This window comes from Vibrio genomosp. F10 str. 9ZD137 (genome assembly GCF_049974785.1).
Taxonomy (GTDB): domain Bacteria; phylum Pseudomonadota; class Gammaproteobacteria; order Enterobacterales; family Vibrionaceae; genus Vibrio.
This window is the reverse complement of sequence record NZ_JBNGCJ010000480.1, coordinates 1-5,728: the sequence shown is the minus strand read 5'-3', so window position 1 is coordinate 5,728 and position 5,728 is coordinate 1. Positions and strand designations below refer to the sequence as shown.

General features: G+C 43.5%; 5 protein-coding genes. 1 reads left to right on the top strand and 4 read right to left on the bottom strand.

Features of this window, described 5'->3' with window-relative positions; genetic code table 11:
• Positions 1 to 336: 336 nt before the first annotated feature.
• The 4 genes from ACP45E_RS11570 to proV form a co-directional block, all read right to left on the bottom strand.
• Positions 337 to 675 carry a hypothetical protein gene (locus tag ACP45E_RS11570; protein ID WP_017034117.1) on the bottom strand — a complete coding sequence of 113 codons (339 nt, stop codon included), beginning with the start codon at positions 673 to 675 and terminating at the stop codon, positions 337 to 339.
• A 492-nt stretch (positions 676 to 1,167) separates the two neighbouring features.
• Positions 1,168 to 2,175 carry a glycine betaine/L-proline ABC transporter substrate-binding protein ProX gene (gene proX / locus ACP45E_RS11565; RefSeq protein ID WP_017038427.1) on the bottom strand — a complete coding sequence of 336 codons (1,008 nt, stop codon included), beginning with the start codon at positions 2,173 to 2,175 and terminating at the stop codon, positions 1,168 to 1,170.
• Entirely contained in the window at positions 2,168 to 3,262 is a 1,095-nt protein-coding gene (gene proW / locus ACP45E_RS11560; protein WP_017038428.1) for a glycine betaine/L-proline ABC transporter permease ProW, read from the bottom strand. Before proW ends, proX begins: the two co-directional genes overlap by 8 nt.
• Positions 3,263 to 3,265: 3 nt before the next feature.
• Complete coding sequence (gene proV / locus ACP45E_RS11555) at positions 3,266 to 4,453, bottom strand: glycine betaine/L-proline ABC transporter ATP-binding protein ProV (protein WP_017038429.1); 1,188 nt, start codon at positions 4,451 to 4,453, stop codon at positions 3,266 to 3,268.
• A gap of 700 nt (positions 4,454 to 5,153) precedes the next feature.
• Here proV and ACP45E_RS11550 point away from each other — a divergent pair.
• Positions 5,154 to 5,728, top strand: a 575-nt coding sequence (locus tag ACP45E_RS11550; RefSeq protein WP_141707310.1) for a DUF3360 family protein, incomplete at its 3' end; no start/stop codon positions are given.

Below are 5,728 nucleotides of genomic sequence, written 5' to 3'. Positions count from 1 at the left end.
GACTGTGGATGCCGCCACCAGCACGTCGCTGATACAGACGCGATAAAAAAGCTTCAACGCTCCGTGAATATACAGGGATCATTGTCATCATTGGCCTAAATCAAGCGGAGATTAGTTGGGGATTATTGAGCTTTTATCTGGAAATTACGTAGAAAGCCATTCATCCAGCACCGCGATAAACTTAGGGTGAGTCAGGTACCCAATTGTCCGTTTTTACCGCGCAAATCTCCTATAGCCACAACACTGCCACTGCCCATCACTTTCTCCCACATACAAAAAGCCCCGCAAACGCGAGGCCCTGTTCATTCTTACGCCAATTTCAACTTACTGAATAGTTCAGTCCATTCGGGTAATAACGGTGTGATCGTCATCCACAAAAGCCACATAGTCGCCATGATAGATAAACACCCGACCACGCCCTTCAACGATACACGCAAGCTGTGGGTTCAAATCTTCTTCAAGATCTTTACTTTGATACGTGCCGGTATCAGTGATCACACCGCGGAATGTAGGCAAAAATCCATAGCTGCGCTTGGCTTGATCAATCAGGCTCAATTCGCTGGCGGTAGAGAAGTAAGATGGGATTGGACCAGCATCTTCGATAAACATCGTTTTCAGTTCTTCAAAAGCGGTAATCACCAGCCAGTCGATGCCGTTAACGTGATGGATAAACATTGTTTATAAATACCTAGTTTCTCGATAATTCTGATGCGCAGATTCTAACACTATCAGGAGGCTGAACGTAGCAGAAATTGAGTGGCTAAAGGCGGTAGTTCTGTGCTATTTCCAAACAGTTACTCGCTCAACTTGAAACATTTTTTATCCTAAAATGCGTACGCCCCAAAATCTGAATTGAAATTATCACTTCTCGTTTGCATGACAAAAATAGTGTTTGGCAAAGCAAGATCTGCTCCTGTTTATCCAAGAAAAGTGTTCATGCAAGAAAAGAGTGTAACGCTGATGACTGGGATATTTATGAGAGGTACAAAGAAAGTAAAGTAAAGGAAAGGAAAGGAATACATTAAGCCAGTAACCCAATTAGGACTACTGGCTTTTTTATGAGTATTGTTACCGCTATGTCACTTGATTTAAAGGTGATTCAGTAACTTCGCTAAACATGCTCATCATTTCCAATTAGAGTGTTAGCTAGGCCTGAAAAAATCAAACCTACAGTGCGGCTTTCTTCGCTTCTGCAATCCAAGCATCAAACGTGTTTTGGTTTGCTTTAATCCAACCATTAACGTGTGCTTCGATATCAGCAGAGCTGTTTTTCCCTTTGCTCATCATCATGTTCTGAGCACTAACATCGTTGATGTTAAGTTTGATGATTTCGAAAAGCTTAGCTGCTGCAGGGTTGTTCGTAGCAAACTCTTTGTTGGCAATAATACGCATTGAGTTCATTTCAAAGCCGTAGTTTTTACCATTAGACAAAGTAGTATCTACGTCCGAACGCTCACCTGGAAGTGAAGAAAATGGCACTTCTAGCCATACTACATCTTCGTTAGGAACCAAGACACCACTCACCCAGTAAGGCGTCCAAGTGTAGTAAAGGATTGATTCACCCTTCTTATAACGTGAAATAGTATCTGCGATGATCGCTGCATAATTACCTTGATTATGAGTCACCGTATCGTCCAATTTGAATGCCGAAATTTGGTGTTCGATGACCATCTCACAACCCCAACCTGGGTTACAGCCCGTCAGATCTGCTTTGCCATCGCCGTCAGCATCAAACAGCTTCGCGATTTTTGGATCAGTCAGTTGACCAATGTTAGTGATGTTGTATTTTTCAGCCGTTTTCTTATCGATAAGGTAACCTTGAGCGGCACCACTGACATATTGGCCTTCACGGTAGAATTTGTCATCGCCGCCCGCCATTGTGTATTTATCAGCATGAAGCGGGAACCAACCTACTGTTAGGAAGGTCGCGTCACCTTTTGCGATAGAGGTGTAACCTACGTTATAGTCCACTTCTTGGGTTGATTTCACATCGTAGCCTAGCGCCTCTAGAGCACGATTGACAATCAACGTTTGGAATGTTTCTTCCGCTACAGACGATTGAACGGGCTGAACAGATACACCTTCACCCGGTAAGCTTGCTGCCCACACGTTAGTCGATACTGCTAATGTAGAAACGATGCTAACTGCAAGTTTGCTCTTCCATGAATTATTCATTGGTGTTTTTCCTCAATTGTAGTTCTGATTTTTTACCGCGATTAATCGCATTAAGCACAAGAGAAACAGGCCCCATGCGATACCACCGTAATTTTGTATTACCTGCATTTACCCCTAGCACTTGGGTAATGCGGTCAAGCAGGATTGCTAGAATAACGATACCTAAACCACCCACAGCGGCCAGTCCCATATCTAAACGGCCGATACCTCTCAGGACCATTTGACCTAAACCACCCACTGCGATCATTGATGCGATAACCACCATAGACAGCGACAACATCAGTGTTTGATTCACACCTGCCATTATGGTTGGTAGTGCAAGTGGTAACTGGATTCGGTATAGCATCTGCTTTTTGTTTGCACCGAATGAATGACCCGCTTCGATCAACTCTTCCGGGACTTGCTGAATACCTAAGATGGTTAAACGTACCACTGGCGGAAGTGCGAATATGATGGTAACTACCACACCCGGTACGTTACCAATACCAAACAACATAACGATTGGTACGAGATAAACAAAAGCAGGTGTAGTTTGCATGGCATCCAGAATTGGACGCACAAATTTGGCGGCAGTATGACTTCGGGCGAGCCAGATCCCCATAGGTAAACCTATCAATAAACAGAAGAATACCGATGTCATAACCAGTGAAAGTGTGGTCATCGCTTCAGACCAAGCGCCAATTAAGCCGATGAAAGTCATGGAAACGGCTGTAACCACACCCAACTTGAGGTTTGAAAACTGCCATGCGACCAAAAATAAAATGATCAACATGAACGGGGCTGGCGTAGACACTAAGGCTGTTTCAAATGAACTTAAAATTAAATCGATAGGGATGCGAATTGCCTGAAACAACGGTCGCCCGTGTTCAACTAACCAATTCAAACCAGATTCAACCCATGTGTCGACGGGCAGCACTGCTTCAGCAAAAGGGTTAAGTGGATCGAAAGGTGTAGCTTCTACCGTTTCACTGCTTAGCCAACCCGCTGATGAAGAGGTATTAGCCGCTTGACCCCAAGGATCACTTGATGGCTGAGCGGCAGGTGCAGACTGCGACCATGGATCATTGTTTGTTTGTTCAGACGACATGATCTACCCCTTATCCAATGTTTGTAACAGTCGTGACTTAGTTACCACGCCAAAGTAATTACCTTGCTCATCCACAACAGGAACTGAGTAAGGAACACCACCAACTAAACCAAGCACATCATTGATTGGTAAATCAGGGTTGAGAGTCAATCCATCATCGAGCTGCGCGCTGACGAGTGATTTGTTCTCTTTGTGAGCTTTGCGAAGGGAGTCGATAGAAACAATGCCGGAATAAAGACTGCTCTTATCAACAACGATGCCGTATTCACGGTCGTTATCCATCAAAATTTGTAGAGCAGACGCTGGGCCGTCGTGTTCTGATTTTTTAAATACCGCAGCGGGTTTCTTACGCGCAATGTCTTTCACAGTAAGAACACTGGCTACATTAACACTGCGGAAGAAAGCTTCGACATAATCGTTCGCTGGGTTGTTAAGAATTTCGTCTGGGGTACCGACTTGAACCACTTCACCATTTTGCATGATGGCAATACGGTCACCGATTCTCATCGCTTCATCCAAATCATGTGAGATAAAAACAACCGTTCGTTTGTCGTCATTTTGAAGACGAATGAGTTCGTCTTGCATTTCAGTACGAATCAAAGGATCAAGTGCAGAAAAGGCTTCATCCATCAGCAATATATCTGGGTCACAAGCTAGAGCACGAGCCAAACCAACACGTTGCTTCATACCACCAGACAGTTCATCAGGGTAAGATTCTGCATACGGGCCAAGACCGACTCGCTCCAACGCTTCAAACGCTGATTGCTTCCGTTTTTCAACTTCGACACCGGCGATCTCAAGACCGAACGCTGCGTTCTCGATAACCGTCATGTGTGGCATCAAAGCGAAGTTTTGAAAAACCATGGAGATGTTGTTGCGGCGAACTTCGCGGAGTTCCTCTTCTGAGATGTGGGCAATGTCTTTTCCTCGAAGAAGCACATTACCTTGGGTAGGTTCAATCAAGCGGTTAAGAAGGCGTACTAGGGTTGATTTGCCAGATCCTGACAGTCCCATTATGACGAAAATCTCGCCTTCTTTGATGCTAAGAGAAACATCGTTAACGCCGATCGTTAGACCTGTTTCTTCGAAAACTTTATCTTTGTCCGCGCCTTCATTAATCATTGTAAAAGCACGGTCGGTGTCTTCACCAAACACCTTGTACAGTCCCTTAACTTCTAGTATGGGATCCATGTAATCTAATCCTTTCTTAGTTATCTAACTATTATTTACGCTTACAAATGGTCACCTAAGCCAAAACAGTTAGTACTCTAAGCAATCAACGGGTGGAAATCAAGGGCTTGCGTTCGGTAAAAAAGAGAGATAATCCATAAGCAGCTAACAAAAAAAATATTCGCCACCAAACAAAAGCGAAATAAATCAATCTCTTAAATTAAAGTAAAATAAAACACACCCCAAAACAGGATTTTTCTTAGCGGATATATTAATAAGTATTTAAACTCATTAGAGTGTTTAATGAACTAAATAGACCAAAAATGCCAAAAATTGATTTGTACACGAATTATTTGACTACACATTAACAATACACAAGTTAATGCTGCAGACGAAGTCTTGCCTTTTCGTACTCGCCACAAAATTTGATTAGTAACCTGTTCACCTTACCTCTCTAAAAAATGTGGCCTAGCTAAAAACTAGACCACCTTTTTACTAGGTAACAGGCAAGCCCTCCCCCCTGTTTATCGCCAGTCGTCGTACTCTACGACTAATGTCTAACTGTCTGAGACTATTTGTTTTTTTGGGTTTGATATAAGGTACTAGCAACTAAATGTTAATGAATTTTTAATTATAAGTTGACGCATTGTTTGCGCTTCTGCGTGAGTCAATAACGTTTGTTGGAATAACACGCCTTAGAGTGTGAACGAAAGGAATCAAAATGAGCAGTACTTTAGAATCCGTACATATACAAACAGATAAGCCTCAAGCCAATGAGGATGAACTCACTTATGAACAGCAACATAAACCAAGATCGGAATTTGATTCCCGCGAACAGTATTTAGAACACGAATTACAAATCATGTCGCCTAAACGCTGGCGTCCCAATTTGCCGTTTAAAGATTATCGATTCGAAATAGAAGATACCATCCCAGCGATGGCGGCGACCATTGGTAAGATTGTGATGGTGGGTGCCATTGCAGCCACCTTTGCCGGGGCGCTAGGGTTAAATGAAGGCTTCATTTTAGAAAATGTCCGTTATGAACTACTCATCGCCTCTGTTTTCATCATTCTTTTCTCTGGCTTTTTATTGCCGACCGCGAACCTCGCAGGTACACACGGCCCACTCATTCCTTTAATTCCGATTGTCGTTGCAGCAGGCGGACACCCTATGGCCTTTGGGTTGTTGATTGGCGCTTTTGGCTTAATCTTAGCCATCAGTAAAGGTGGCAGCATGTTGGCCAACCTCACCAGTAAAGGCGTATGTGGCGGTTTACTGCTCTACCTCGGCTTTGT